Raw genomic sequence first — 25,174 nt, 5'->3', positions numbered from 1 at the left:
ATTTTATTTTGGATAATTGAAAATTAATATTTACGTTTGTGTAATCGATTGCATGATTTAATTCTTTTGAAGAAAAAACGAATACAATTAATTTAGGAATTTAAATAAAATCAAATGTCAAAAAACTTTTTTTTAATAAGAAACATGCTTTCGCTGATTTTGTTTTCAGTGTTTTTTCTTTCCTGTGGCGCTCAGCAGCAAAAAGGGATAGCAACTAATGCTGCCTGGAAAGCGATAGAAAAAGTAATTGACAGTATACAAGAACCTTCATTTAAAAATAAAACCTATTTAATTACTGATTTTGGAGCTCAGGGTGGTGGCGTTTTTGATAATACCCAAGCATTTAAAAAAGCAATTCAAATTTGTGCTGAAAATGGAGGAGGGAAAGTTTTGGTTCCATCCGGAAAATTTTTAACAGGCCCTATACATTTAGAAAATAATATAAACCTTCATTTGGAAGAAGGCGCAGAAATTTTATTTAGTACGAATGCGGCTGATTATCCAATTGTTCATACCTCATTTGAAGGAACAGAATTAATGAATTATTCCCCACTACTATATGCTTACAAGAAAACGAATGTGGCTGTAACAGGAAAAGGAATCTTAAACGGGCAGGCAAATAATGAGACATGGTGGCCTTGGTGCGGAAGTAAAAGATACGGTTGGAAAACCGGAATGCCTAGTCAGAATGATGCGCTTAATCGTATCCGCCTGGTTGATATGGCAGAAGAAGGAGTTCCTGTTTCTGAAAGAGTTTTTGGAGAAGGACATTATTTGAGACCAAATTTTATAGAATTTTTTGAATGTACAAATATGTTGTTAAAGGATGTGAAAATTATTAATGCCCCGTTTTGGGTGATCCATCCTATTAAGTCGTCCAATATTATTGTAGATGGTGTTACGGTTGAAAGTCATGGTCCTAATAATGACGGCTGCGATCCGGAATATTCAAGAAATGTAATTATAAAAAATTGCACATTCAATACCGGTGATGACTGTATAGCTATCAAATCCGGAAGAGACGCTGATGGTAGACGTGTAGCGATAAAAAGTGAAAATATTATAGTTCAGAATTGCAAAATGATCGATGGCCATGGCGGTGTTGTTATGGGTAGTGAAATATCTGCAGGTGTGCGAAATGTCTTTGTGGAAAACTGTGTTATGGATAGCCCAAATTTAGATCGCGCAATCAGAATAAAATCAAACTCTAAAAGAGGAGGATTGGTGGAGAACGTTTACGTAAGAAATTTAGATATAGGTCAGGTAAAAGAGTCTGTTTTAATAATAGATATGTTTTACAATGTATACGGAGGACAATCGGGAAGTTTTATTCCTAGAGTGCAAAATGTTTTCCTTGAAAACATAAAGGTTAAAAACGGCGGGGAGTATGGAATTCTGGCCAAAGGCTATAAAGAAGCTCCCATTAAAAATATACTGTTTAAAAACGTAAAAATAGATAAGGTCGGTGCAGCTTATTCTATTGAAAATGTAGAAGGTCTCCAATTAATCGACACCTATGCCAACGGATCACTTGTAGAAAGTCCAAAAAATTAAGAACAATTACCCCATTTAATAACCTACATAATAACCAATTAACCATTTAAACATTTAAATTATGAATTACAATCATTTGTTTCAAAAAGGCCTAAAGCATTGTTTTGCCTTTTTTCTATTGATGAACATGCTTCTAGGCGGTAAAATGTACGCCCAGCAAGCTTCAACCATTAGTGGTACTATTACTGATGCTGCTGGTCTGACTATACCAGGAGTAAATATTCTTGAAAAAGGGACTCAAAATAATGTTGCTACTGATATTGACGGAAATTTTTCACTGAAAACTTCGAATCCAAATGCGGTTTTGGTCGTAAGTTATATGGGTTTTCAGACCCAGGAAATTAATGCCTCGGGGAGAAAAAATATAAAAGTGGCACTTAAAGACGAATCACAAACATTGCAAGAAGTTGTTGTAGTGGGATATGGTACGGTAAAGAAAAAGGATCTTACGGGTTCTGTAAATACGATCAGTTCAGAGGCTATAACGCAACGAAATGTTACGAGTCCTGTAGAAGCAATTCAAGGAAGTATGCCAGGGGTTCAGATTACATCTAAAACGGGACGAATTGGTGACGGTTTTGACGTAATTATTAGAGGGTCTAACTCACTTAATGGTTCAAAACCATTGTATGTGGTCGATGGAGTGCCAACAGATGGTATTGACTTTTTAAATCCACAGGATATTGCCAGAATAGACGTTTTAAAGGATGCTTCTTCTGCAGCAATTTATGGATCTAGAGGTGCAAGTGGGGTTATTATCGTTACTACTAAAAGTGGGGCAAGTGCTAAATCAGGTTTAACAGTTTCGTATGATACTTCGTATGGTACTAAAGAGGTAGCAAGATTGCCTAGAATGATGAGCGGTGAAAAATGGTGGTATTATCATCAATCTGCTTTTTTAGGTACGATTAATTTAAATAATCCTTTGGCAATTACTCCGGCTCAGTTGGAGGCGAATGTAATATCAACGCATAGCCCTTTATTAAAAAGAAGAGCAGCGGAAAACAATACTTTTGATTGGTATGATGCCGTACTGAAAAGCGGTATGACTCAGAATAACTATTTATCTGTTTCGGGACGTTCAGATAACGGGATGTCGTATAATTTAGGATTAGGTTTGCAAAGTGAAACAGGAAATGTGGATCATGAGTCGATTGATAAATACAGTTTCAAAGCAGGATTAAACCATGTTATAAATACTAAATTTTCAACAGGGGTTAATTTATCGATAGCAATGACGGATGAAGAATTAGGAAGTGCTGATGCGATGACAGAAGCATTTAGACTAAATCCATTTTTGTCTCCATGGGCAGTTGATGCAAGTGGAAATGAAATAATCGGAGAATTGTATTTACAGCCAGGAAAATTGTTAAACCCTGCGGGAGTTTCGCAAATCGATAAAACAAGTACAATTAATCCGCTAATAGAAATTGCCAATTCTTCGGATGAAATAAGAAGATGGAAAACTATTGGAAGTTTGTTTATGGAATACAAGCCTTTAGAGTGGCTTTCGTTCAAAACAACTTTTTCTGCGGGTATTGAAGATTATAGAAGAGGAAAGGCTTGGGGAGGTTTAACAAACGTAGGTCTTATCAATAAAAGATTGCCTTCTTCGGAAATTTCAAATTTCAAAAACTTCAATTATACATGGGATAATCAATTTAATATAAAATACAATATTAAAGACGATCATAGTTTTAACTTCTTAGGACTTCAAAGTTTTTACTCTAACGAAGATGAGACTTCTTTTCTAAGTTCTAAGAATCAGCCTTTTGACACCAGTTTTTACAATCTTGGTTCAGGAGAGCAGTCAACTTATAACGTAGCATCAGGTTTTAGTAAAAACACCTTAAGTTCTTATGCCGTACGTTTAAATTATGCTTTTCTAGACAAATATTTATTGACCGCATCAAACAGATGGGATGGTTCGTCTGTATTGTCTGCAGGAAATAAATGGAGTTCTTTCCCTTCTGTGGCATTAGCATGGAAAGTTAAAGAAGAATCATTCCTGAAAAATAGTGGTTTTGTTTCTGAATTAAAAGCAAGAGCAAGTATTGGGTATACCGGAAATGATACTGTAGATCCTTATTCAACATTGAATGTCTTGAATCAACAAACATTTTATGATTACAACGGGGCTAACGCGAATGGTTGGTTAGCAGCTACTTTATCAAATAGTGCTTTAACATGGGAAAAAACAAGAGAATTAAATTTCGGTATCGACTATGGTTTTCTAAACAATAGAATAACCGGTAGTGTTGATGTATACGACAGATTATCTGAAGATTTGATTTTCAAACAAACTTTAGCAAAAGAATCAGGTTGGGAATCAACTTATGCTAACGTAGGTTCAGTAAGCAATAAAGGAATAGAAATCCTTTTAACGACTTTAAACGTTAAAACCAAAAATGTAACTTGGGAAACTACTTTCTCGTTTACTAAAAACGTAAATAAATTAGTGTCATTATACAATCAAAAAGAAGTAGATGATATTGGAAACAATTTGTTTATTGGTGAGAATATAAATTCAATTTACAACTATGTTTTTGATGGTATTTGGCAAGCTGATCAAAAAGCTGAAGCAGCTGCTTTTAACCAAAAAGAAGGTCAGGCCAGAGTAAAAGATTTAAATGGAGATGGTAAAATAGATCCTATTAATGACAGAACGATTTTAGGAAATGCTACTCCGGAATGGGCAGGAAGCATCAATTCTAATTTGAAAGTTGGGAATTTTGATTTGTCCATTTCTGCTATTACAAACCAAGGCGTTTTGATGTTAAGTCAATTTCATGACAACTTTGCCGATGTAAATGATAGAGGTCGTCAAAAATCAGATCTTGCTGATTGGTATGTTCCTGCTAATGGTGCTGGTCTTCCTGCACAAGTTTCAAATACAAATCCGCAACCACGTAATGAGGGAGCGTATTGGGGATCTAACATGGCATTTTATAAAGACGCTTCGTTCGTGAAAATAAAAAATATTGCACTTGGCTATACATTAGATGCAGAGTTACTTAAAAAATTGAAAATTAAGAACTTTAGAATTTATGGAAATGTTTTGAATCCATTTGTATTTACAAAGTATGATGGTTACGATCCGGAATGGGCTGATGCTTCTCTAGGACTTGGGCGTACAGCTTCAGTTACTTACCAATTGGGATTAAGTGTTAAATTTTAAAAAAAAACAAGATGAAAAAAATAATAATAATTTTAGGAATACTTATAACGACTTTTACTTCTTGTAGTGACGCTATTGAGGAAGACAACAGAGGATCTGCAGATGCAGATGCGGAATATTTAACCGCTACAGGGTATGAGGCTTTAATAAATGCGAATTATTCTCAATTAAGAGAGATTTACGGGAATGAAATTTGGTTGTTTTGTGCCGGAACTGACCTTTATGCAGCAGGTAGAACTCCGGAGCCGGAAGGTTTGAGTAAATACACCGAGTTGAACCCTGCATCACAAGGGGTAGATTATTTGTACAATAAATGCTTTGCGGCTATTCAAAAAGCAAACATAGCAATGTATTATTCGACGCTTACAGAACCAAGTGCTACATTAAACAATCGTATTGGAGAAGTTAGATATCTACGTGCCAATTCTTATTTTCTATTAGTGCAAACTTATGGTGGGGTTAGTTTGGTTACCGATTATTTTAAAACACCTCAATTGTTTTTTGAAAGAAATACAGCCGAGGAAATATATACTTTCATCATTGCAGAATTGGAAGGATCACTTGATTTAGTGAGCACAGCTGCTTACACAGGAAGAGTTAACAAAAGAGCAGTGCAGGATTTGTTAGCAAAAGTATATTTGACCAGAGCCTACGAGACCTTTGGGAAACCTACTGATTTTGCTACAGCGGCAACTTATGCTGACGCTGCCATTGCAAGTCAGGCTTTGACCATTGCCTATAAGGATTTATGGACACCTGGAAATGATATGAATAAAGAAGTAATTTTCTCGGTACAATATGCACCGGGTTCTGTGAGCACAAATCCTCAGTCTTTAGGAAATTCTCAAACTAGTTTTTTCGGACCTTATCAAGGAGGTTCCGAGGTTGCGACCAAAGCACCTTCAAGAACCTATACTTTATGTCCTACAGACTTCGCAATAGGTTTGTATTCTCAGGACGATACAAGATGGAAAGCTACTTTTATGGATGAATCTTATACACGATATTTTGACTTTTATGATGTTGCTGATAAATCGACATTAAAAGTGTTTCATTATTATGCACCAAAATGGATTACTCCAGCTGAAAAAACGGCTTATATTGCTGCTCATCCAGGTGTAATATATCATAATTATGGCACGTACGGTGCTGGGGTAGTCAGTCTTGATTATGGAACAATTCCGGTTCGTAAGTTTGATGATCCAAAAGCTCCTTTTGGTTACAAGACCAGTACTAGAGATATTGTTTTATCGCGACTTGGTGAAACTTATTTAATAGCAGCCGAAGCGTATCTGCATACTAATCCTGCAACAGGTTTAGCGCGTTTGAATGAAGTGAGAAAAAGAGCTGGTGTTGCAGATGCAACCTTGGGAGAGTTTACTATTGACTATATTCTGGATGAAAGTGCCAGAGAAACATTAGGAGAGTACCACCGTTGGTTTGATCTAAAACGTACTGGAAAATTAGTAGAAAGAACTTCTTTATACAATTATTTAGTTGACCCGGTTAATTTTAACGGCGCAAATGGTGCTCTTAAAATTTTAAGACCAATACCACAAAGCGCTTTGGATTTAAATCAAAATAAAGCATATCCGCAAAATCCTGCGTACTAAAGAGTAAAATTAATTTGGTTAGATTTTTTTGTTTTTATAGGGGCTTGATTGGTTTGTCAAGCTCCTATTTTTAATAATAAGGAAATTTAATTGTAGTAGTACAATAAGCGAATAATTCTAATAGAACATAAAATGAAAACAATTAAAAGCATTGCTGCATTAGTATTGGTATGTCAATTTTCTTGTAAACCACAAGAAAAACAAGTAGCAACAACAGCTAAGACTTATGCCGAGATTTCTGTAAAAGAAGGAGGTAAATGGGAAGGCCGCAAGTACATTGGTGGTACTTTTAAAAATGTTCAAAGTGTAAAGCTTGCTCCGGAGCATACCGATCATTCTTTCGACATTCGATATGAAGGACCGGGTTGGGAAAGCAATAAAATAGGGTATCGCCTGTATCTCGATTGGAGAAATGCAATTGATATTTTTGGAAAAAAGACCGAAGCAATAGTTTTGCCACAAGTGGGACAGGATAATTTTGATTCGTATCATGAAATGAGTGCCTGGGGAGCTGATGTTCTTAAAGCAGGAAAGGGAATCGGAGTTGGTTCTATCGATCGGTATCTTAATAAAGAAAGATTACACTTTTATGCCGTTGATTCAACAATTGCCAAAGTAGAAAATAAAGCCAATAGTTCTAGTGTAAAAGTGAATTATTATGGCTGGAAAACAGCTTCTGACAAAATTGATTTCACATCCGAATTGATCATTAAACCCGACCAGCGTTATACCAAACATACCATTCAGCCATCAAAAGAAATAGCAGGGATTTGTACGGGAATCGTAAAACAAAAAAATACAGAATTACTTAAAAAAGTAAGTAAAAACAAAAAGTGGGCTTACCTGGCTACGTATGGAGCCCAATCTTTGGTTCCGGATAAGTTAGGAATGGCAATTTTTTATGAAACCAATACCATAGAAAATGTAGTTGATGCGGAATTTGATTATCTTTTGGTTTTTAAACCAAGAACAACACCGACATCGTTTTATTTTTTAGGGGCTTGGGAACAAGAACCAAACGGGATTAAAACAAAGGAAGCCTTTGTCTCTTATTTAGATCAAAAATTAGAGGAACTGAATACTAAGAATAAAATATAATTTTAAATGAAAAGTACTACTAACAAAACAGGGTTTTATTTAAGACGACTACTAAATTGGGTACACGATAAAAATCTGCTTTTAATTAATTATCCTAGTTTGCAGCGACCATTTTTACTTGGAAACGGCAAACTAAGACCTGAGGCTTTCCTCCAGTTTCAGGATGATTCATCATTGTTTTTTAGAAACAGATTTTTATCGTGCATCCTATTGGTAGGATTGGTTTGTGTAAGTTGTAAAAGCATTTCACAAGAGCCGGTAAAATCATTGGCTAAAGAAGAATTGGTTATTTCAGATCAACTAAAATGGTCCGAGCGAATGGCATTGTCAATTATGAAACGTCATCCTGAAGCCTGGCAGATTGATAATCATGAAAAACCAAAATGGGATTATAAAATTGGGATGATTTTGACCGGGTATGAAAAATTATACGCTAAAACCAACGATAAAAAATATTTCGATTATATAAAAGGGTATGCTGATAAATTGATTGACAATACCGGATCATTTCAAAATTTTAACCCGCAAGATCATAATATTGATTTTATTAATGCAGGGAAAATACTTTTTAATCTGTACGATACTACACAGGATCAGAAGTATTTTACAGCATTAAAAACATTAAGAAGACAATTTCTAGATCACCCTAGAACTCCATCTGGGGGATTTTGGCATAAAAGAATCTACCCCAACCAAATGTGGTTGGATGGTTTGTACATGGGACAGCCATTTTACGCAAGATATACTGCGAAATTTGAAAATGGAGAAAAATTGAATGATGTTGCACATCAGTTTGAACTTCTTCACGACCATACTTTTGATAAAAAAACAGGTTTGTATTTTCATGCCTGGGACGAAAGCAAGCAAATGGCCTGGGCAAACCCAGCGACAGGGACGGCACCTCATGTTTGGTTAAGGGCTTTGGGATGGTATGCAATGGCATTGGTTGATGTGTTGGATTATTTCCCAAAAGACCATCCTAAACAAAAAGAATTAATAGGGTATTTAAATGAATTAACTGTTGGGGCTGCTAAATATCAAGATGCTTCAGGATTATGGTATCAGGTTCCGGATTTACAAACCAGAGCAGGGAATTATTTAGAAGCTTCAGGATCATCTATGCTGGTGTATGCCATTGCAAAAGGGGTAAACAAAGGCTATTTGCCTTCCAAATTTAAAGCTGTAGCTACTAAAGGTTTTAATGGTTTGACAAGTAAACTGATAAAAGTTGATGGTAATGGGGAGATTCATATTACTCAGGTTTGTGCCAGTGCGGGACTTGGTGGAAATCCATACAGAGATGGTTCGTACGAGTACTATATGAGTGAAAAGATTAAAGTGGATAATTCTCATGGGTTAGGCTCTTTTCTTTTAGCAGCGATCGAATTGGATAAATAAACCATTTTTTTTTTTGAAAAATAATACTAATACTAAAATACAGAAACACATATGAAAAATATTCTTAGAACTAATTGTTTTACAGCGATGAGCTTACTGGTGGCATTACTATTTGTAAGTTGTAAAACCATTTCGCATACAGATCTGAAATCAGTTGATGGTAAGAAAGAGCTGGTGATTTCAGATAAATTGAAATGGTCAGAACGAATGGCACTTTCTATTATGAAGCGCCATCCGGAATCGTATAGGATAGATGATGCCAAGGCCCCACATTGGGATTATGTGCACGGTTTAGTTTTAACTTCATTTGAACAACTCTATAAGGAAAAAGGTAACAGTAAATATTACGATTATATCAAAAGCTACGCAGATGCCCTGATCGATGCCGACGGAACCATAAAAACATATAAAATGGATGCGTACAATATTGATATGATCGTTGCAGGACGATTATTATTCAATTTGTACACTACCACTAAGGACAAACGCTACTTAACTGCAATGCAAACGTTGAGAAAGCAATTGGTAGAACAACCAAGAACGGCAAGTGGAGGATTTTGGCATAAAAAAATATACCCAAACCAAATGTGGCTGGATGGATTGTATATGGGTGAGCCCTTCTATGCAGAATATACAGTTACTTATGAAAATGGAGCAAAACTGGAGGACATTGCAAAACAATTTGAATTAATTCAATTGCATGCCACTGATAAAAAAACAGGATTGTTGTACCATGCCTGGGATGAAAGCAAGCAAATGCCATGGGCGAATAAAACAACAGGAACTTCGCCTAATTTCTGGTCAAGATCAATTGGCTGGTATGCAATGGCTTTGGTAGATGCTTTGGATTACTTTCCGGAGAACCATCCAAAACGAAAAGAGTTAATTGGATATTTGAATACTGTTGCCAGTGCCTTAGTGAAATTCCAACATAAATCAGGCTTGTGGTATCAGGTAACTGATATGGGGGATAGAGAAGGAAATTACTTGGAATCATCAGGAACTTCAATGTTTGCTTATGCTTTAGCAAAAGGGGTAAACAAAGGCTATTTGCCAAAGAAATTTAAAACAGTTGCCGTTAAAGCTTTTGATGGATTAACAACTCAGTTGATTCAAGTTGAGCCAGATGGTGAAATTAATATTACTCAGGCATGTGCCGTTGCAGGACTTGGCGGAAATCCTTACCGAGACGGATCATACGAATATTATGTAAACGAAAGAAAAAAGGATAATGATCCTAAAGCGACAGGACCATTTATATTAGCTGCATTAGAGTTGAATAAATAGAACCAGCGTACACCATTAGGTGTAGAATGATAAACGTCGTTTTAAATACCAATAGCACATTCCTACTAATTTTTTTACCCATGAGGTTGATACTGATTATTACCGGTTTTTTAATGTTTAGTCCAAATCAACTCGTTTTTGGACAAGCAAAAATTAGCAATGGAAATGCATCGGTATGGGTATCTGATACTGGAGACGGGACCTATAAAAATCCAATCCTGCATGCAGATTATTCTGATCCGGATGTTGTTAGGGTAGGAGATGATTATTATATGACATCCTCTTCTTTTAATTGCATACCAGGCTTACCTATTCTGCATTCTAAAGATTTGGTAAATTGGGAATTGATAAATTATGCGCTTCCAAAACAGTCCCCTTTTGATGTGTTTGACAAACCACAGCATGGAAATGGAGTATGGGCACCTTGCATAAGATACCATAATAACGAATTGTATATTTATTATCCAGATCCGGATTATGGAATTTATATGGTTAAGACAAAAGATCCGAAAGGAGTTTGGTCCAAACCAATTTTGGTGAAAGAAGGGAAAGGTTTGATTGATCCGACACCGTTGTGGGACGATGATGGCAAAGTGTATCTTGCTTTTGCTTTTGCAGGAAGCAGAGCAGGAATCAAAAGTCTGTTAGCTATTTGTACTTTAAATGCTGAGGGAACGGTCGCAAACGATGATGATGCTATGATTATTGACGGACATGATGGCGAGTCAACAATTGAAGGGCCAAAATTATACAAGCATAATGGCTATTATTATGTTTTTGCTCCCGCGGGAGGAGTCGCTACAGGATGGCAAACCGTATTAAGAGCAAAAAATATTTGGGGTCCATACGAAAAGAAAAAGGTGCTGGACCAGGGGAAAACAAACATTAATGGCCCACATCAGGGAGCTTGGGTACAAACACAAACCGGAGAAGATTGGTTTTTTCATTTTCAGGATAAAGGGGCATACGGAAGAATCGTGCACCTGCAACCTATGAAATGGGTAAACAACTGGCCAGTAATAGGTAGTGATAAAGATGGAGACGGTACAGGTGAACCGGTACTAGTCTATAAAAAACCCACTGTTGGAAAAACGTATCCTATTGTAACTCCAAAGGAATCAGACGAGTTTACTACTGCTACGTTAGGCCCGCAATGGCAATGGCATGCTAATCCTCAGGTTTATTGGGGGTTTCCTTCGCAGATGGGCTTTTATACAATGTATTGTCGTCCAATGCCAAAAGAAGGAACCAATTTATTTGATGTCGGGAATTTATTATTGCAAAAATTTCCTGCCGAAGAATTTACAGCTACTGCAAAAATGACTTTTAATGCCCGTTTTGATGAAGAGCAAACAGGGCTTTTAGTAATGGGGCTTGACTATAGCTATTTGAAAGTAAAACGATCATCAGGCGAACTCTATTTGTCTCAAGTGGTTTGTAAAAATGCAGATAAAAAAGGAGTCGAGACAGAAAATGAACCGCTTAAGTTAAAAGACAACACCTTTTATCTTCAGGTAAAAGTAAGAGCAGCTGGATTGTGTACTTTCTTTTATAGCGAGGATGGTAAAAAATACACTACCATAGGTAATGATTTTACGGCAAAGGAAGGCAAATGGATTGGAGCAAAATTTGGTTTTTTAGCCCTTAGAAACGGAATAATAAATGATGCCGGAAGTGTAAGTATTGATTGGATCAGAATAAATAAATAAAAAATGGATTGTTTTAAGAAAGTAATAAGAGCTGTATTTATTTTTTGTTTAGTACCCTTTACTATACAAGCGCAAAATTCTGGCAAATCCTGGAAAGAGGTTGTTACTACTAAAGAAGGAACCTGGTTTGCCTCAAATGAGGCAAAAGATATAGCCGAAAATGTACTGCTATATCAACGAAATATTGGAGGATGGCCAAAAAACATCCAGATGCAAAAGACCCTTAGCGGTGCTGAAAAACAAAAATTAATTGCCCTTAAAAGCGATTCTCACGAAACAACTACAGACAATGGTGCTACCAGTCAGCAAATGCTTTTCCTTTCGAAAATGTACCGACAGGTTCCTGATGAAAGGTATAAAAAGGCATTTCTTTCAGGACTAGACTATTTACTGGAAGCACAATATGATACTGGTGGATGGCCCCAGTTTTTCCCATTAAAAAAAGGATATTATACGCACATCACCTATAATGATGATTCGATGGTGAACATTCTCAATGTGTTAAAAGAAATTGGCGCTAAAACCGATTATTTTTCTATAAAACCATCGGAGGAAACCATTAAAAGAGTCAAAGTAGCATTTGATAAAGGAATAGCGTGCATTGTAAAAACACAATACAAGCAAAATGGTGTTTTAACAGGCTGGTGTGCACAACACGATCAATATACTCTGGCTCCGGCAAAAGCGCGTGCTTATGAATTGCCTTCCTTAAGTGGAAAGGAATCAGCGCAAATTGTGTTGCTTTTAATGTCAATTGAAAACCCATCGAAGGAAGTAATAAATGCAGTAGACGCAGCAGTACTCTGGTTTGATAAAGCAAAAATAAAAGGGCTGAGAGAAGCGCGTTTTTATGATGAAAAAGGTAAAATAAGCGACAAGAAAATGGTTGCTGATGGGACTGCTCCCGATCTATGGGCCCGTTTTATGGAATTGGATAACAATACTCCTTTTTTCTGTGATCGTGATGGTGTTAAGAAAGCAACATTAGCTGAAATTGGTGCCGAACGCAGAAACGGATATGCCTGGTATACAACTGAGCCAAAAGAGGTTCTTAAAAAATACGAACAGTGGAAGGAAGGACCGTCGATTGGACAGTCCGAGACAGCTGTCAAGCAACATAAAGTTCCCAAAGACGAATTTAATATTACGGTTGCGCAGGACGGAAGCGGAGACTATACCAGTATTCAGGAAGCCGTAAATAATTCACCTTCATTTCCGTATAAACGCGTTACAATTACAGTAAAAAACGGAATTTATAATGAAAAAGTAAAAATTCATGAATGGAATACAACTATTTCATTAATTGGAGAAAGCAAGGAGAAAACAATTATTACATACGATGATTATTTTGGGAAGATAAATCTGGGAAGGAATAGTACTTTTTATACCTATACGGTTTTAGTGGAAGGTGATGATTTTCTGGCTCGGAATTTAACTATAAAAAATGCTGCGGGACAAGTGGGGCAAGCGGTGGCCCTTACGCTAAATGCCAATAGGGTTTTGATTTCGAATTGTATCATTCTGGGCAATCAGGATACTTTGTATGCAACAGGAGGCGGCAATAAACAGTATTTGAAAGATTGTTATATAGAAGGAACGGTGGATTTTATATTTGGTGGTGCAACGGTGTTGTTTGAAAACTGCATTCTTCACAGTTTAAAAGATTCTTACGTTACCGCCGCAGCTACGCCGCAGGGTGCCAAATACGGTTTTGTATTTAAAAACTGTACACTGACCGCAGATGAAAAAGCAACTGAAGTTTATTTGGGACGCCCCTGGCGTATTCACGCGAAAACAGTTTTTATAAATTGCGAAATGGGGAAACACATAAAGGCTGAGGGATGGAATGACTGGTCTAAACCTGAGGTGCCAAAAACTTCTTTTTATGCGGAATACAATTGTACAGGAGCAGGATTTCAACCCAAGAAAAGGGTGTCATGGTCACATCAGCTGACGAAATCCGAAGCTGAAAAATATACGATTGACAATATCCTTGGATCTAATTTGGAGTATCCTTCAAAGTGGTATTCGGATTTTAAATAGAAAGTTTAATACACCTTAAAGTTTGTAATCTGTCGCCGTTTTCAAGTCAATGCTATCAAAAAAAAGGACACTTAGATTTTCGAATACTGGCAAAAAATATATATAAAAATGAAATTAAAACTAAAAATTTTATACATGGGTATTTTCTCTTTAGTATCGTTTTATTGTTTAGCCAAAAGTTCAAATGAAACACGAAAAGAAGGAACTAAACGATACGATATACTTGTAGATGCTAAAGGGAGTGGAGATTATAGATCTGTTCAGGAAGCGATAGATGCAGTAGCTGTCTTAAATGAAAAAGAGACCGTTATTTTTATTAAAAACGGCATTTATAAAGAAAAATTGGTCCTCCCGCAAAATAAAATTAATATTACTTTAATAGGAGAAAATAAAAACAAAACGATTCTTACGTATGGGGATTATGCTTCTAAAAAAAATGAAAAGGGACAAAATATAGGGACTTCAGGCTCGTATAGTTTTGCCATTAACGGAGCTAATTTTAGAGCTGAGAATATCACATTTGAAAATTCAGCTGGTCCGGTAGGTCAGGCCGTTGCCGTAAGAATAGACGGAGACAAAGTAATTTTTAAGAACTGTAAATTCCTTGGCTTTCAGGATACACTTTATTCTCATGGCAATAGGAGCAGACAATATTATAAAAACTGTTATATAGAAGGTACTACAGATTTTATTTTTGGGGCAGCAACAGCTGTATTTGACAACTGTGAAATTTTTGCGAAAGCAGGAGGAACTTATATTACGGCGGCAAATACTCCCCAGGCTAATTCGTATGGTTTTGTGTTTCTGAATTGTAAATTAACAAGCAACTCTGCAAGCAATTCTTTTTACTTAGGTAGGCCATGGGAAAATTATGCGCAAACTGTTTTTATTCAATCTAAAATTGGCAATCACATCAAAGCTGCAGGATGGCATAATTGGGGTAGGAAAGAAGCGGAAGGAACTGCATTTTACGCTGAATATAAGTGTAGGGGAGCAGGCTTTCGTCCTAAGGAAAGAGTTTCATGGTCGCATCAATTAAAAAAGGCGGGCGCAGCAAAATATACAGTCGAAACCATATTGGGAGCTGACTTTTCTAAGATAATAAAGGAGAATCTTTAAACTAAAAATAAATCAATTTCTAATCAATGTTAAATTAAAAATTAATAATTATGAAATATAAACTTATCGTTTTCATGCTGATTTCTTTAAATTGTTTTGCTCAAAACAGGAGTTTCCCAAGTGATACAGTTGATGCTATTATCAAGCGTATTCAATTACCAAAAATTCCTTCTTTTAAAATTGAGGTGACAAAACTGGGAGCAAAAGGAGATTCAGTCAGTGATGCCAAACCTGCTTTTGATAAAGCAATGGCACTTTGTAAAAAGAACAATGGAGGGACAATAATTGTTTCGAAAGGGATTTATCTTTTAAAGGGACCAATTCATTTTGTAAGTAACGTAAATTTAGTAATTGAAAAAGGGGCTAAAATTCGCTTTAGTGATAATCCTAAACACTATTTACCCATGGTACTCACCAGTTGGGAAGGGACCATGCTTTACAATTACAGCCCACTTATATACGCTTATGGCTGTAATGATATCGCTATAACAGGAGAAGGAACAATTGATGGTGAAGGAAGTACTATTTGGAACAGTTACAAAGCCAAAGAGGGAGCGGATAAAAAAGTAAGCCGTGATATGAATCATAATAATGTGCCTTTGAAGGACAGAAAATTTGGGGCAGGACATTTTCTAAGACCACAACTGATTCAGTTTTTTAAATGCAAAAATATTTTAGTCGAGAATGTGAAAATTGAAGATTCACCATTCTGGAGTGTCCATTTATTAAAATCAGAAAGCATCACCGTCAGAGGGTTAAAATACAAAGCATTTAATGCCAATAACGATGGAATAGATCCGGAATATGCTAAAGACGTTTTAATAGAGAATATTGATTTTGACAATGCAGATGATAATATTGCTATTAAAGCCGGTAGAGATCATGAAGGCAGAGCCAACAGTGACACTCCTAGTGAAAACATTGTGATTCGCAACTGTAATTTCAAGGGATTGCACGGTGTGGTTCTTGGCAGCGAAATGTCCGCTGGTATCAAAAATATTTTTATTGAAAACTGCAAGACCAGTGGGTTTTTAAAGAGAGGAATCTATTTTAAAACCAATGCTGACAGAGGCGGGTTTATTAAAAACATTTATGTTAGAAATATTCAACTGGATGAAGTAGAAGATTGCATTTACATCACCGCTAATTACATGGGTGAAGGTACGGGTGGTTTTCCATCGGATGTATCGGATATTTTCCTGTCCAATATTACCTGCACAAAGGCAAGGGAAACGGCAGTTATAATTCAGGGGTATGAACTAAAGAAAGTACGAAACGTATATTTGGACACTATAGAAGTTAAAGCAGCAAAAAACGGAGTGACTATTCTAAATGCCGATAATGTAACCATGAATGATGTTATAATTGGTCAAAAGGCTACAGTTCCTACTTCTGCAAGTAATTCAGCTAAACACTAAAACAATCATCATGAAATTCATCTTTGTCTTATTTTTTTTCATTTCGTTACATTGTATAGCTCAAAAAACAACCATTTATTCCATAGGTGATTCTACGATGGCTACTAAAATTAAGCCCGAAGAGAATCCGGAACGGGGATGGGGGCAAATGCTATCCTCTTTTTTTACTCCGGAGGTTGTCATCGATAACAGGGCCGTTAATGGGCGAAGTACACGAAGCTTTATTGCTGAAAAACGTTGGGACGACGTTTATAAAGTACTGAAACCGGGGGACTATGTTTTCATACAATTTGGGCATAATGATCAAAAAATTGCAGATTCAAGCCGGTATACAAATCCTCACACCAGTTATAGATACAACTTAATCCGGTTTGTAAATGAAGCCAGAGAAAAAGGGGCGATTCCAATTTTGTTTTCTTCTATAGTCAGAAGAAATTTTAATGAACAAGGGGTTCTGATAGGAACCCATGGCGAATATCCACTTGAAACTCGATTAGTTGCTCAAGAATACAAAGTACCTTTTATTGACTTAGAATATTACACGGAGTTATTGGAAGTATCCTATGGATCTGAAAAGTCAAAGGAGCTGCATTTACATTTTTCCCCTGGTGCCAATTCCTATTTGCCTAAAGGGATTAAAGATGATACCCATTTATCTGTTCTGGGAGCAACTGAAGTTGCCAGGATCGTTATTAAAGAAATTAAAAAGACCAAGCTTCCCTTAGCGAATTATATTAAAGACTGATCCATTTCGGTCAAATTTAAGACATAGGAACTCCGTTTTGACGGGTCGTATCTAGTAGCAAGTAATCTTGAAAAATCTACCGAATTTCTGGAAGATTATTATAAATTGTTTGTATTGATAATGGTCTTTAAATAAGTAGATTTTTAAATTAAAAATACTTGTTCTTCTCCTATTAGTCATTTAAGATAAAAATAAACAAATAAATTGTAATTAATAATATATTGATAATTAGGTGTATATATTGCATATGTGAAAAGTAAAAATTTAACTTTGCTTCAAGTCGTCAGCGCTTGAAGCAAAAAAAACTTGAATTAAACTTAATTTTATTCAAGGGTTTCTCCAACATTGGGCTTTCCTGCAGGTCGTTCCAATATATACAATAGGATATTTTTAAATTTTCCATTTGTAAAGATGGAACAGTGATTCTCTCCATAATATTTTTAGGTTTTTCCTTTTTCAAAAAATTAATTGTCTCAGGCGTAAAATATTGAGACATAAAGTCGTCAAGTGAAAAACCAACAACTTGAGCAAACTTTTGTAATTCCATAATATTCAAACTTCTTTTACCCAATTCTACTTGAGTCAAAGAAGGTCTGGATATTCCAACCATCTTAGCTAAGTCTTCTTGAGAAAGTTGTTTTCTCTTTCTTAGCTCATTAATACGTTGTCCTATTTGAACTTGTGAAATTTGAAAAATCATAATTTTTTATCTATCAGTTGTATATGCAAACGTGTGAATTGTTTCATTATAGAACAAAATATTGTTTGGATTTAGAACGAATTAATTGGAGTCAATATAATTCAAGACTTAAAAAAAAATCACCATTCCATTCAAACCCTAAACTCAAATTTTATGTTTAATCGATTGGTAAGAAAAAAACTAAAATTAGAACTGCAATTTGAGTCGCGTGTAAAAAGTTAGTGTAACGCTCCTTAATTCTTTATAGTGGGAAATTTTCTCACTGATGTAATTGATAGGATGGATGTATTACATCTTAACTAAAGTCAACGAAAAAAAGCGATTATCAACAGTAATTTTGCCGTATAAAAATATCCCAAAATGTACATTATGTAGGCTAGTCAAAAAACACAAGAATATAGGTAAAAAGCGATGAATTAACAGCTGCTGAAAATTTAAAAATAATAAGATTTAAGACAAGCAATTTATTGCAATAAAACAAGGGTTTGACTTCTTTAACTGTATATAATCCTCTTATTTCACTTGGTGTTTTTTTAACTGTCCTATAAACAACAAACAATAATCTTAGATTAAATTAATCATGAAAACTTTTTATTTATTCCTTTCTGTAATTGCTTTTAACAATTTAAATGCTGCTTCACATGCCAATACACTAAATCTAGAAAATTCTATATCCCAGTATACAGAAGATGGGAGTCCTCTTTGTATTGCAATCTCAAAAGGAGATTTTGAGATGGTAAAAAAGTTAGTTGAATATGGTGTTAATATTAACGGAAAGTCAAAAGATTTGACGCCGCTAATGGTAGCTGTTATGTATAATCGCATCGAAATTATAAAATATTTAATAGCTATAGGTGCCAAGATTGGAATTAAGGATGAGAAAGGACGTACCGCTTTAGCAATCGCAAAGTTTAATAATTTAGAGGAAGCAGCGGTTCTGTTAAGCAATGAATTAAAAAAATAATTCTAAAAAAAATGATTTTATTAAACTACTTAAAGAAATAGTATGCAACGAAAATTTGTAATGAAATAAGAAAACGATAAATAAAATCTAATTTAAATTGAAAACAAAATGCCACATTTAATAATTGATTGCTCAGAAAATATATTGAAATTAAAATCTCCAGAAGAAATAATGCAGAATGTATATAATTCGGCTGAATCGACTGCCCTTTTTGATTTGGGGGATATCAAAGTAAGAATTAATCCGTTTCAATATTATAAAGTTGGAGACACTAAGGACGATTTCATTCACATTTTTGGAAATGTGATGGAAGGAAGGACCACCTCCCAGAAAAGCATGCTTTCTAAGGAAGTTATTAAAAACTTGAAAGCAATGTTTCCAGAAGTTGCTATGCTGTCTATGAACATTAGAGATTTTGAAAAAGCTACTTACTGTAATAAAGTAATGGTTTAAAGGTCATGACACGGAATTTAAACGAAAATCAAATTAGGGCGGCAAAACCTAATACTAACGAAACGCTTTATCCGATTCTAATATTAATTTGTTTTGCTCATTTAATAAATGATTTAATACAAGGAATTATACCTTCTATTTATCCACTATTAAGACAAAACTATGGACTTTCCTTTTCACAGATTGGATTGATCACTTTTGCATTTCAGTTTACGGCGTCTATATTGCAACCCTTTGTGGGCTATTACACTGATAAATTTCCTAAGCCCTATTCTCAGGTATATGGCATGTTTTTTACAACACTGGGGGTGATCGCTATTTCCTATGCCGATAATTTCTATTGGATTGTCTTTTCCAGTATGATCATCGGAATTGGGTCTGCTGTTTTTCATCCCGAGTCCAGTCGAATTTCTAATTTGGCTTCTGGTGGAAAATTAGGATTAGCACAATCTATTTTTCAGATAGGTGGTAATTTAGGAGGAGCTATTGCGCCATTAGCTGTTGCTTTTATAGTGGTTCCTAATGCCCAAAAGTATATCCTTTGGTTTTTAATCGCTTCAACCATTGGATTGATTATTCTTACTCAAATTGCCAATTGGTATAAAGAACACTTACTTAAAAAAAGCATAAAAAAAGGTATTGTTAAAAGTACACATCAACTTTCGAATAGAAAAATCAAATGGGCGATTGGAATTCTTTTGATCATTATTTTTTCGAAGTTTATATACTCAGCGAGTTTGTCTACCTTTTATACTTTTTACCTCATGGAAAAATTCCATCTTACAATACAGCAAGCCCAATTTCATATGTTTATTTATCTTTTTGCCTATATGCTCGGAACTATTCTGGGTGGGCCATTAGGGGATAGATTTGGGCGCATTTATATCATTTGGTTTTCTGTTTTTGGTGCAACACCATTCGCTTTATTATTACCTTATTCAAATCTTTTTTATACGGATATGCTGATGATCACTATCGGGTTTATTATGTCTTCTGCTTTTCCGGCAATAATAGTGTATGCACAAGAATTACTGCCACTGAAATTGGGGATGATCTCAGGCGTTTTTTATGGTTTTGCTTTTGGAATGGCAGCTATTGGTTCTGCCTTATTGGGGATATTGGCCGATTACACCTCAATTCAATATGTATACCTTGTCTGTTCGTTCCTTCCAATAATAGGTGCTATTTGTTATTTTCTTCCGAATTTGACGAATCAAAAAACAGGCGTTGTATAAAATGATAGTTTCAAAATTGACAATCTAATTGATGGAAATCAGAAAACATTTATAATTTATTAAATGGAATGTTTGAAAAAAAGAATTACTGTTGTTGTTTGCCTGTAAATACTGGTTCTTACTGGTTTTATATAAGCAATGACCCATTTTTCAACTCATAAAAAAATCTCCAAAATCTAATGCTATTGTAGCATCACTCGGTTGAAACAAGGAGGTAGAAGTCATTTACCAAAAAAACAAATGATTTAGAGGAATTGAACTTAAACAAAAACAAAAAAATAAACCCACAGGTTGATTTTATGGAAATAGTTGCCGAATTTGTACCAAATTTACATGCCTTTCATTATCCTAATGTGGATTCAGATGAATTAGAAAGTGTGTTAGATGGGTGGAATGATCCGATGTTTTTGTTTGATTTCTTTAGCAATAATAAACCTGATTTAAAGGGAAAATATACTGTTGAAGAAGCTACAGAGCAAACTAGAAATGATGTAAACCTAACTTTTTTGGTAGGCTCATACCCAAATATTAGCCCACTGTAAAGAGTTGTTTCAATTCTTTGTTACTCAAATTTCCAATCCAATTTTCACCACTGGAAACAGTCATTTCAGCTAGTGCTTTTTTGGATTGAATCATATCGTTTATTTTTTCTTCAAAAGTATTTTTGGTGATAAAACGATGAACCATCACGTTGCTTTTTTGTCCAATTCTGTAAGCTCTATCCGTTGCCTGTGCTTCTACGGCGGGGTTCCACCAAAGGTCAAAATGAATGACGTGATTGGCGGCGGTAAGATTCAAACCCGTTCCTGCGGATTTGAGTGAAAGTATAAATACCTTGTCGGCACGGTTGCTTTGAAAACCATCGACCATTTCTTTGCGCTGTTTTAAGTTACAGCCTCCGTGGTAAAACAGTGGTTCTTCTTGATACCTTTCGGTGATAAAATGCTTGATCAAGTTGCCCATTTCGGTAAACTGGGTAAAAATCAATACTTTTTCGCCACTTTCGAGTATGCTGTCCAATCGATTGAACAACAATTCCATTTTACCACTTAGCGAAGCGTCGAGAATATTGTTTTTTAAATACTGCGTGGGGTGATTGCATATTTGTTTAAGTGCCAAAATCATCTGAAGGACCAATCCTTGTCGTACAAAAAGGGCTTTATCGTCGCTAAGATCCAAACTGTCTATGTCTTGAATAGCCTTTTGCAACGTTTTTTCATACAAACTGGCTTGTTCATTCGCAAGGGTCGAGTAACAATCCATTTCGATTTTGTCCGGTAAATCGGAAATAATTGATTTGTCCGATTTTAATCGACGCATCATAAATGGAGCGGTCACTTTTTTAAGATTTTCGGCGACAGCCACGTCATTGAACTGCTGAATTGGGTTACCATAGGTTTCGTTAAAGTCTTTGAGATTACCCAAAAAACCGCGATTACTATAATCCATAATACTCCATAACTCGCTCAAACGGTTCTCCACCGGTGTTCCGCTCAAGGCTATAAAATGATTGGCACCAATGGTTTTTACCGCTTTGGTTTGCTCGGTATTGGTGTTTTTTATATTTTGAGCTTCGTCGATTACCAGCGAATGCCATTTTTTCTTTTTCAATTCCTTGGCATCACTGCGCACGGTTCCGTAAGAGGAAATCAAGACATCAAAATCATCTTTTTTGTCAAACTTCCTTGCCGCCCCGTGGTAAATTTTGGTTTTTAAAGTCGGGGCAAATTTTGCGATTTCGGTTTCCCAATTGGTCAAAAGCCCCGTTGGTGCAACAACCAAGGCTTTTTCATTTTCGAGCAATCCGTCTTCTTTGTATTTCAACAAAGTGGTAATCACCTGCAAAGTTTTCCCCAATCCCATATCATCGGCCAAAACGGAACCAAAACCAATTTTTGCGTTGCGATACATCCATGAAAAACCACGATGCTGGTAGGGACGGAGTTGAGCGTTGATACCTTTTGGTAATTCTATTTCAGAGAAATTGGTCAGTTCGGCAATCAAATCCCGAACCTCGTCGGTCAAACCAATTGCCGCTCCTTGGTATTCGCCACTCAAAGCGGCACGCAACATTTCGAAAGCCGAAAGTTCTTTGGTAGACGTAAAATGCTTATGTATTTTCTCCAGATCGCTTTGATTGACATAAATATATCTTGATTTATATTTGAGCAATCCGTCAGATTTATTTAGTAACTTATTGAACTCCGCTTCGCTCATCAATGTATCGCCAATGGCCACTTGCCAATTGAAATCGAATAAATTCCCGAGGGTAATAAATGATTTGCCCTCCGATTTCCGTTTGATTTTAAGACTTGCTTTGGGTTTCAAAATCTCCTGCAATGATTTTGGCAACAAAATATCAATATCCAAGAGCTGAATTGCCGGAATCATTTCCATTAAAAAAGGCGTGAAAACGGCATTGCCCATTACCATCTTATCGTCACCCCGGCTGTTGATATAACAGTCTAAACCATCGATAAAGGGGCTTAATTGGGTAAGGCTTTGCAGAATTTCGTACCGGTTTTTATCAAATTTTTCTAAATTTAAAATATCGTGTAACCCATAAGACGCTTCATTAGGTTGCTGCTGTTTATCCTTTATATTTAGTGTAATCAGAAAATCATCCGATAATTCACTGACCACAATTTGCGGTTTATAATTACCTTGGGCAATAAAATATTTTTGAATCCAAGCCGAAATACCGCCACTTAAAGCTTCTTCACCAGGTTTTTTAAATCCGTAAGTTTCATTTCTAAAAAACAAATTAAGATACAAATCCTGGCTGGGAACGTCTTCCAGAATATGTGTGATTTCAGTCAAAAACAAAGAAATTAAATTGAATGCCTGATTGTTGTTTATAGGTTTATGACCTTTTTTTTCTTCCCAAAGAAAAATGGACGGAGGCAAAATCCCTTCTAACTTTTCAACTAAATCCCGAACGTCACTACTCAACATTGCCGGCAACCAGCGTACGCCGAACTCCTTGTTTTGCAATTGTACAATTTGAGGCACCACCGCGCCATTTGCCAAAAGATGCACCGAAAAGTGCAAGATCGTGTGCAAGGAAGCCGTTGATGGTTGGTAATCCAAAGTTTTGGACGAATGGATTTGGGCTATTTGTTGCAAAAAATCAAGAAACGAAAACTGGGTTTCATTCACAAAAACCTTTGACTGATAACTTTCGTCAATCGTAATTTTATGCTGGCTGTGCGAATTTATTTTTTGTTCTTGGAGGCTTGCCTTTAAAAACAGATTCTCCAGCGATATTTTGCCCTGAACCACCTTTTGAGCTACCTTTACCGTTCTGGAAATCTTGGATTTGTATTTTTCCTTAAAATTTCCAGCACCTTGATAAAAAGCAGGAAAATCGGACAGCAAAGCGGTTAAAGGTTCATGTATGGGTGATAGTTTAGAAAAAGATAATTTCTTATATGCATTATCCAGATTATAGTCTGTTATTTTTTTCTTTTTGGAATCAAAATACAGATCGGTAATCTTTGGAATTTCTGAAGCTGGGACATTTACAAAAATCCCCAGTTTATTGAGTTCTTCTATCAAATTTACTTGGTGGAGTTCGAATACCAGAAACGGGTTGTTGTCAATCTCGGCACTCACTTTATACACCACGGCAGCCAAGTGTTTGCAAGGTACCGCCCAATCGGGACAAGAACATTGCATCTTAAAATCGGTCCATTGTTTGGGAAAAACTTTTAAACCTAAATCCTCTGCGATGGTTAGAACCTCAGGATCGAGTTCACGGTTCAGCAATTTGGAAATCACGGTTGGTTTTTTTGCCAGAGCACCGATAAAATCCCCCAATTGCGGTTCGAAAAAAGGAGGTAAAGTAATGTCTACATTATAAGGTTTTGGTCGGGAACCAGCTACTTTAGCTTCGATACGGTTTCCCTTGATTGTAATTTTGGTTACAGAACCTTTGTTGGCATAACTTTTACCTCTGGGCAATCTGTTATCATAATCAATATTGGACAAGGTGTTTAACCATTGCAGACCCCACCAGGTTTTTCCGTAAGTATTGGACATAATTCTTGTTTTCTGATTAATTATTATTCTTTTCTCAATTTGATTTTCTGAGGTGTAGTACAAAATAATAACCTCTGCTGTCTGAAAGGCTAAAAAAAAACAGACTGAGAAACCCGTATTTTTGATTTTGTAAAACAAATAACATATTTATTGTGCTCTTCATGTGGAACAAAAATATTAAAAAAAAACAGTAACTCGGCAAATATTCAACTGGTCAACAAAAGCAGGAAAATGGCAAATAAAAACACTATTAAACACCATATATTACAGAATAATTTCTTTCAATCCTAGAAACATAACCCGTTTCATCGTAAAACCTTTCCAATACGCATTGTTTAATTAGTAGCAAATTTTGGTTGTTCCCGTTGGTGGCATATGCTTTTTGGATTTGTTCTAACATAAATTTCTGTAATCAAAACGGATTTGTATAATACATCTCGCTTAAGAATAATTTGACGTAATTTACTGCTTTACAGAGCCTTTAAATAAAATACTTCGCATAATAAAAAAGTGATGATAATCAGATTTATGCGAATGTTAACATAAATCTGATGCTGTCCCGTTTAAACCGGAATTCAAATGCATACAAAAAGTAGAACCAAATAGCTAACTTTACTAT

17 protein-coding genes are annotated in these 25,174 nt (G+C 35.7%); 15 read left to right on the top strand and 2 right to left on the bottom strand.

The genetic code is table 11. The features are described from left to right. Nucleotides 1-114 precede the first annotated feature (114 nt). The 11 genes from ACNQGN_RS02445 (at nt 115) to ACNQGN_RS02395 (ending at nt 17,162) form a co-directional block, all read left to right on the top strand. Nucleotides 115-1,554, top strand: coding sequence for a glycoside hydrolase family 28 protein (locus tag ACNQGN_RS02445; protein WP_417986263.1), 1,440 nt, complete (start codon nt 115-117; stop codon nt 1,552-1,554). 61 nt (nt 1,555-1,615) lie between these two features. Beyond that, entirely contained in the window at nt 1,616-4,732 is a 3,117-nt protein-coding gene (locus ACNQGN_RS02440) for a SusC/RagA family TonB-linked outer membrane protein (RefSeq protein WP_417986262.1), read from the top strand. Nucleotides 4,733-4,743: 11 nt separating this feature from the next. Further along, nucleotides 4,744-6,345 carry a RagB/SusD family nutrient uptake outer membrane protein gene (locus ACNQGN_RS02435; RefSeq protein ID WP_417986261.1) on the top strand — a complete coding sequence of 534 codons (1,602 nt, stop codon included), beginning with the start codon at nt 4,744-4,746 and terminating at the stop codon, nt 6,343-6,345. Nucleotides 6,346-6,477: 132 nt separating this feature from the next. Continuing rightward, nucleotides 6,478-7,443: a DUF4861 family protein gene (locus tag ACNQGN_RS02430; RefSeq protein ID WP_417986260.1), complete on the top strand. Its 966-nt coding sequence runs from the start codon at nt 6,478-6,480 to the stop codon at nt 7,441-7,443. Between the two features lie 6 nt (nt 7,444-7,449). Then, the gene (locus ACNQGN_RS02425) at nt 7,450-8,841 is read left to right on the top strand and encodes a glycoside hydrolase family 88/105 protein (protein WP_417986259.1); all 1,392 of its coding nucleotides are present in this window, start codon (nt 7,450-7,452) and stop codon (nt 8,839-8,841) included. 51 nt (nt 8,842-8,892) lie between these two features. Further along, the gene (locus ACNQGN_RS02420; RefSeq protein ID WP_417986258.1) at nt 8,893-10,128 is read left to right on the top strand and encodes a glycoside hydrolase family 88/105 protein; all 1,236 of its coding nucleotides are present in this window, start codon (nt 8,893-8,895) and stop codon (nt 10,126-10,128) included. An 80-nt stretch (nt 10,129-10,208) separates the two neighbouring features. Next, complete coding sequence (locus ACNQGN_RS02415; RefSeq protein ID WP_417986257.1) at nt 10,209-11,837, top strand: glycoside hydrolase family 43 protein; 1,629 nt, start codon at nt 10,209-10,211, stop codon at nt 11,835-11,837. Between the two features lie 3 nt (nt 11,838-11,840). Next, nucleotides 11,841-13,880, top strand: coding sequence for a pectate lyase (gene pelA, locus ACNQGN_RS02410; RefSeq protein WP_417986256.1), 2,040 nt, complete (start codon nt 11,841-11,843; stop codon nt 13,878-13,880). Between the two features lie 108 nt (nt 13,881-13,988). After that, nucleotides 13,989-14,999: a pectinesterase family protein gene (locus tag ACNQGN_RS02405; protein ID WP_417986255.1), complete on the top strand. Its 1,011-nt coding sequence runs from the start codon at nt 13,989-13,991 to the stop codon at nt 14,997-14,999. Between the two features lie 50 nt (nt 15,000-15,049). Continuing rightward, the gene (locus tag ACNQGN_RS02400; protein WP_417986254.1) at nt 15,050-16,417 is read left to right on the top strand and encodes a glycoside hydrolase family 28 protein; all 1,368 of its coding nucleotides are present in this window, start codon (nt 15,050-15,052) and stop codon (nt 16,415-16,417) included. A 10-nt stretch (nt 16,418-16,427) separates the two neighbouring features. Beyond that, nucleotides 16,428-17,162, top strand: a complete 735-nt coding sequence (locus ACNQGN_RS02395) for a rhamnogalacturonan acetylesterase (protein ID WP_417986253.1) — start codon at nt 16,428-16,430, stop codon at nt 17,160-17,162. A gap of 283 nt (nt 17,163-17,445) precedes the next feature. Here ACNQGN_RS02395 and ACNQGN_RS02390 read toward each other — a convergent pair whose 3' ends face one another. After that, on the bottom strand, nt 17,446-17,862 hold the full coding sequence (locus ACNQGN_RS02390) for a helix-turn-helix domain-containing protein (RefSeq protein ID WP_417986252.1): 417 nt from the start codon (nt 17,860-17,862) through the stop codon (nt 17,446-17,448). Nucleotides 17,863-18,442: 580 nt separating this feature from the next. Here ACNQGN_RS02390 and ACNQGN_RS02385 point away from each other — a divergent pair. The 4 genes from ACNQGN_RS02385 to ACNQGN_RS02370 all read left to right on the top strand — a co-directional run bounded on the left by ACNQGN_RS02385 (nt 18,443) and on the right by ACNQGN_RS02370 (nt 21,056). Beyond that, the gene (locus ACNQGN_RS02385; protein ID WP_417986251.1) at nt 18,443-18,826 is read left to right on the top strand and encodes an ankyrin repeat domain-containing protein; all 384 of its coding nucleotides are present in this window, start codon (nt 18,443-18,445) and stop codon (nt 18,824-18,826) included. 108 nt (nt 18,827-18,934) lie between these two features. After that, nucleotides 18,935-19,279 carry a 5-carboxymethyl-2-hydroxymuconate Delta-isomerase gene (locus ACNQGN_RS02380; RefSeq protein WP_417986250.1) on the top strand — a complete coding sequence of 115 codons (345 nt, stop codon included), beginning with the start codon at nt 18,935-18,937 and terminating at the stop codon, nt 19,277-19,279. A 5-nt stretch (nt 19,280-19,284) separates the two neighbouring features. Further along, on the top strand, nt 19,285-20,514 hold the full coding sequence (locus ACNQGN_RS02375; RefSeq protein ID WP_417986249.1) for an MFS transporter: 1,230 nt from the start codon (nt 19,285-19,287) through the stop codon (nt 20,512-20,514). 299 nt (nt 20,515-20,813) lie between these two features. Next, nucleotides 20,814-21,056 carry a hypothetical protein gene (locus tag ACNQGN_RS02370; protein WP_417986248.1) on the top strand — a complete coding sequence of 81 codons (243 nt, stop codon included), beginning with the start codon at nt 20,814-20,816 and terminating at the stop codon, nt 21,054-21,056. On the opposite strand, the gene ACNQGN_RS02365 is transcribed toward ACNQGN_RS02370, so the two are convergent. After that, nucleotides 21,043-24,555 carry an SNF2-related protein gene (locus ACNQGN_RS02365; RefSeq protein ID WP_417986247.1) on the bottom strand — a complete coding sequence of 1,171 codons (3,513 nt, stop codon included), beginning with the start codon at nt 24,553-24,555 and terminating at the stop codon, nt 21,043-21,045. The genes ACNQGN_RS02370 and ACNQGN_RS02365 overlap by 14 nt on opposite strands. Nucleotides 24,556-25,174: the final 619 nt, after the last annotated feature.

It is taken from the genome of Flavobacterium rhamnosi, from assembly GCF_048286515.1.
Taxonomy (GTDB): Bacteria; Bacteroidota; Bacteroidia; order Flavobacteriales; family Flavobacteriaceae; genus Flavobacterium.
The sequence above is the reverse complement of the archived record's forward strand: the minus strand, read 5'-3'. Positions and strand labels throughout refer to the sequence as shown.

Excerpts from the sequence above, each read along its gene's own strand:
- ACNQGN_RS02445 (WP_417986263.1), top strand. The coding sequence starts at position 115 with ATGTCAAAAAACTTTTTTTTAATAAGAAACATGCTTTCGCTGATTTTG.
- ACNQGN_RS02440 (WP_417986262.1), top strand. The coding sequence starts at position 1,616 with ATGAATTACAATCATTTGTTTCAAAAAGGCCTAAAGCATTGTTTTGCC.
- ACNQGN_RS02435 (WP_417986261.1), top strand. The coding sequence starts at position 4,744 with ATGAAAAAAATAATAATAATTTTAGGAATACTTATAACGACTTTTACT.
- ACNQGN_RS02430 (WP_417986260.1), top strand. The coding sequence starts at position 6,478 with ATGAAAACAATTAAAAGCATTGCTGCATTAGTATTGGTATGTCAATTT.
- ACNQGN_RS02425 (WP_417986259.1), top strand. The coding sequence starts at position 7,450 with ATGAAAAGTACTACTAACAAAACAGGGTTTTATTTAAGACGACTACTA.
- ACNQGN_RS02420 (WP_417986258.1), top strand. The coding sequence starts at position 8,893 with ATGAAAAATATTCTTAGAACTAATTGTTTTACAGCGATGAGCTTACTG.
- ACNQGN_RS02415 (WP_417986257.1), top strand. The coding sequence starts at position 10,209 with ATGAGGTTGATACTGATTATTACCGGTTTTTTAATGTTTAGTCCAAAT.
- pelA (WP_417986256.1), top strand. The coding sequence starts at position 11,841 with ATGGATTGTTTTAAGAAAGTAATAAGAGCTGTATTTATTTTTTGTTTA.
- ACNQGN_RS02405 (WP_417986255.1), top strand. The coding sequence starts at position 13,989 with ATGAAATTAAAACTAAAAATTTTATACATGGGTATTTTCTCTTTAGTA.
- ACNQGN_RS02400 (WP_417986254.1), top strand. The coding sequence starts at position 15,050 with ATGAAATATAAACTTATCGTTTTCATGCTGATTTCTTTAAATTGTTTT.
- ACNQGN_RS02395 (WP_417986253.1), top strand. The coding sequence starts at position 16,428 with ATGAAATTCATCTTTGTCTTATTTTTTTTCATTTCGTTACATTGTATA.
- ACNQGN_RS02390 (WP_417986252.1), bottom strand. The coding sequence starts at position 17,862 with ATGATTTTTCAAATTTCACAAGTTCAAATAGGACAACGTATTAATGAG.
- ACNQGN_RS02385 (WP_417986251.1), top strand. The coding sequence starts at position 18,443 with ATGAAAACTTTTTATTTATTCCTTTCTGTAATTGCTTTTAACAATTTA.
- ACNQGN_RS02380 (WP_417986250.1), top strand. The coding sequence starts at position 18,935 with ATGCCACATTTAATAATTGATTGCTCAGAAAATATATTGAAATTAAAA.
- ACNQGN_RS02375 (WP_417986249.1), top strand. The coding sequence starts at position 19,285 with ATGACACGGAATTTAAACGAAAATCAAATTAGGGCGGCAAAACCTAAT.
- ACNQGN_RS02370 (WP_417986248.1), top strand. The coding sequence starts at position 20,814 with ATGGAAATAGTTGCCGAATTTGTACCAAATTTACATGCCTTTCATTAT.
- ACNQGN_RS02365 (WP_417986247.1), bottom strand. The coding sequence starts at position 24,555 with ATGTCCAATACTTACGGAAAAACCTGGTGGGGTCTGCAATGGTTAAAC.